Origin of the sequence: Streptomyces sp. GC420, from assembly GCF_009916105.1 — a bacterium.
GTDB lineage: Bacteria > Actinomycetota > Actinomycetes > Streptomycetales > Streptomycetaceae > Streptomyces.
The window spans coordinates 1-3,256 of the sequence record NZ_JAAAXQ010000587.1; the positions used below are offsets into that span (position 1 = coordinate 1).

3 protein-coding genes are annotated in these 3,256 nt (G+C 74.2%); 1 reads left to right on the forward strand and 2 read right to left on the reverse strand.

Features of this window, described 5'->3' with window-relative positions; translation table 11 throughout:
• Window positions 1-79 precede the first annotated feature (79 nt).
• Both GUY61_RS36515 and GUY61_RS36520 read right to left on the reverse strand, forming a co-directional pair.
• Window positions 80-1,096, reverse strand: coding sequence for an AfsR/SARP family transcriptional regulator (locus GUY61_RS36515; RefSeq protein ID WP_166634598.1), 1,017 nt, complete (start codon window positions 1,094-1,096; stop codon window positions 80-82).
• Between the two features lie 642 nt (window positions 1,097-1,738).
• Window positions 1,739-2,038 (reverse strand): hypothetical protein, encoded by a 300-nt coding sequence (locus tag GUY61_RS36520; protein ID WP_166634599.1) that lies wholly within the window; start codon window positions 2,036-2,038, stop codon window positions 1,739-1,741.
• A gap of 302 nt (window positions 2,039-2,340) precedes the next feature.
• Here GUY61_RS36520 and GUY61_RS36525 point away from each other — a divergent pair, with 302 nt between their 5' ends.
• Window positions 2,341-3,162 carry an AfsR/SARP family transcriptional regulator gene (locus tag GUY61_RS36525; RefSeq protein WP_166634600.1) on the forward strand — a complete coding sequence of 274 codons (822 nt, stop codon included), beginning with the start codon at window positions 2,341-2,343 and terminating at the stop codon, window positions 3,160-3,162.
• Window positions 3,163-3,256 lie beyond the last annotated feature (94 nt).

Below are 3,256 nucleotides of genomic sequence, written 5' to 3' on the forward strand. Positions count from 1 at the left end.
CCCTTGTCCCGCCCGCCGCCCGAGGCGCGCCCCGGCGGTCCGGGCGCCCGGGCCGGCAGCGCGCCGGGACCGGGGTGGGTCACGGTGCCGGTGCCGGTGCCGGTGCCGGTGTCCGGGCCGACAGACGGTCGAGACGGCGGATCAGCGCCTCCTGCTCCAGGGAGAGGCGTTCCACGTGGCGCCGCAGGCGGGCGATCTCGTCGGTGAGGGTGAGGACCGTGGCCTCGTGGCCCGAACCCGGTGCCGGTGCCGGTGCCGGTGCCGGGTTCGGGAAGGGACGGACGCGGGCCGGGACCGGCCCGGCGTGGCCGGCGGGGCCGGGAGCCGCGAGGGCCGGGTCGTGGTGGAGGATCGCCTCCATGCGGGCGCGCAGCGCCGGGCCGGGCTCGACGCCGAGTTCGTGGACCAGGCGCTTGCGCGCGCGGTCGTAGACGCCGAGGGCCTCGGCCTGCCGGCCGCAGCGGTACAGGGCCACCATCAGCAGGTCGTAGAAGCGTTCCCGCACGGGATGGTCGGTGGTCAGTTCCTCCAGCTCACCGGTGATCTCGTCGTGCCGGGCGGCGCGCAGGCAGGCGTCGTACAGCGCCTCCAGGGCGATCAGCCGGTTCTCCTCCAGTTGGGCCGCCTCGGCCGCGCAGATGTCCCCGCGCACGCTGCCCTCCAGGGCCGGTCCGCGCCACAGGGCGAGCGCCCGGCGCAGCAGTTCGGCGGCGTGCCCGGGATCGCGGACGGCGGCTGCCCGGCCCTCGGCCGCCAGGCGGTGGAAGCGCTCGGCGTCGGTGGTGGCCCGGCCCGGGCGCAGGACGTAGCCGAGGGAGCGGGTCGCGATCCATTCGTGGCGCGGTCCACCGGAGCCGGCGTGCGCCGCCGGCAGCAGCCGGCGCAGCCGGGCCACATGGGCCTGCAGGGCGTTGGCGGCGTTCGCCGGCGGATGCTCGCCCCACAGTTCGTCGACGAGCCGGTGCACGGACACGGTCTGCCCCGACTTCACCACCAGCGCACCCAGCAGGGCGCGCTGCTTGGCCCCGGCGGGCACGATCCTGAGTCCGGTGCGCTCGTCGTGGACCTCAACGGGACCGAGAATGCGGAACTGCATCTCTTCCTCGCCTGTCACTCAGAAGCGGTCGGGACCGGTGACGTTCCGGCGGCACGGCCGCCTCGTCCCGCCGGGGCCGGCCCCCACCGCACCGGCGCCCGGGGGGAGTGCGTCCGCCCGCGGCCGGAGCGGCCGCGGGCGACCACCACCCGCCGGATCCCGCCCGGGCCGGCCGGCGGCGTATGCCCGGCGGCGTACAGGCCGGCGGTGTACCGAGTGACGACGACCCGGCCGGCGGCGTACCGGCTGCCGGGCGCGCCGGGCCGGCACCGTGCCGGTCGGTCCCGGGTCACGCGGCCGCGGCGACGACGGCGCCGGCCCCCGGGCCGGGCCCGCGCCCGCCGCAGGGGGAGCGGTGGTGCTCCACGGCCGGTCCCTGCCCGGGGCCCGGCGGCCCGGGCAGGGGCCGGGCCGAACCCCGGCTCCCGCCGTGGTGCGCGCTCGCACTCCCGCGGTCGGGAGCGACGACCGGAAAGAAGTTCACGCCGAATTCCATGGATGACTCCGTCTGGTACTCGATGCAGGGCGGCCGGAAATACGGAAAAAAATTTCCTCGGCCATCGGACCATAGACGGTCCGTGGGAACGGCGGGGCGGATGCGAGTACGGCTCCAGCGGATTTCCGGATGTTCTCGAGTTCACGTCACGCGGCGTTCGCGGTGTTCCGGCGTGAAAGCAGCGGACGCGAGCGGCCGGGCGTGGGGCGCGCCATCAGCTCGGGAAATCCGACCTCGATCCCGCGCCGGTGCCAGAAGGAGACCAGTTCCATGACGGTGGTCGAATCCAGGCCCCCCGCCGGGCCCTCGCCGTCCCCAAGGAGCCCGGACTCCGCCGACCGCGTGCAGCCGGTGACCATCTGCCGCAGCAGTTGCCGCGTCAGCGGGTCCGCACCCTCGGGCAGCACCTGCCCGCCATCCCGCCCGGCGCCGTCCGTCATCTCCATGACGCGGAAAACTAACAGTGCGCGCCCGCCTGCGAAAGACACTCACCGGCGCCTTTTCCACCCGGTCGGGCACGTGTCGAAGACGTGTCAGAAAAAGCGAACACGACAGCACGGGAAAACACTCGACGATTCCTCGAGAATTCACCGGGGCGGGGTGGAGACGGGCTACGGCGCGCCTTGTGTATACGTGGCGGGGTAAGGACAGCAGGCCCCTGCGTGGCGCAATATCGACGAGCCTCGGGCACCGATTCGCACAACGGCTCGGAAGCCGAGTTCAGCCGTCGAGGTACGGGGAGGAAACCATGAAGATTCGTGTTCTGGGTCCACTGAGCGCCGACGTCAACGGGATGTCGATCGTGCCGACGGCCGGGAAGCCGCGGCAGATCCTGGCCCTGCTCGCCCTCTACCCGGGCCGGGTCATGCCCGTGCCCACGCTCATGGAGGAGATCTGGGGCACCGAACTTCCCCAGAGTGCCCTGACCACCCTGCAGACCTACATCCTGCAGCTGCGGCGCCGGCTCGGCACCGCCATGGGGCCCGACGCCCCCGGCGCCGCCAAGAGCGTGCTCGCCACCCGGCACGGCGGCTACCTGCTGCAGATACCGGCCGAGGCGGTGGACGTCCACGAGTACGAGCACCTCGTCGCCGAGGGCCAGCAGTGCTTCGAGGACGGCGAGGACGAGCGGGCCGCGCGCAGCTACCGCAAGGCGCTGGACCTGTGGCAGGGGCCCGCCCTGGTCGACGTACGCGTCGGCCCCATCCTGGAGATCGAGGCGATGCGGCTGGAGGAGAGCCGGCTCGTCACCCGGGAACGCCGCATCGACGCCGACCTCAGGCTCGGCCGGCACGCCGAGGTCACCGCCGAGCTGACGGACCTGATCGCCCGGCACCCCGAGCACGAGGGGCTGCACTCGCAGGCCATGGTGGCGCTGTACCGCTCCGGCCGGCAGGCCGCCGCGCTGGACGTCTACCACCGGCTGCGCCGCCGCCTGGTCGAGGAGCTGGGCGTGGAGCCCTCGCCGCAGTTGCAGCGGCTGCACCAGGCGATGCTCGCCGTCGACCCCCGGCTGGACGTGGTGTCCGGACCACGGCGCACCTCCACCTTCGACCTGTACGCGGCCTGACCTGCCCCGCCCCCACGGGCCGGCCGCCTCCCCGCCGCCTCCGCCGGGACCGGCGCGGGGGCGCGCCGGGGCATTCGACCGGCACATGGTGCCC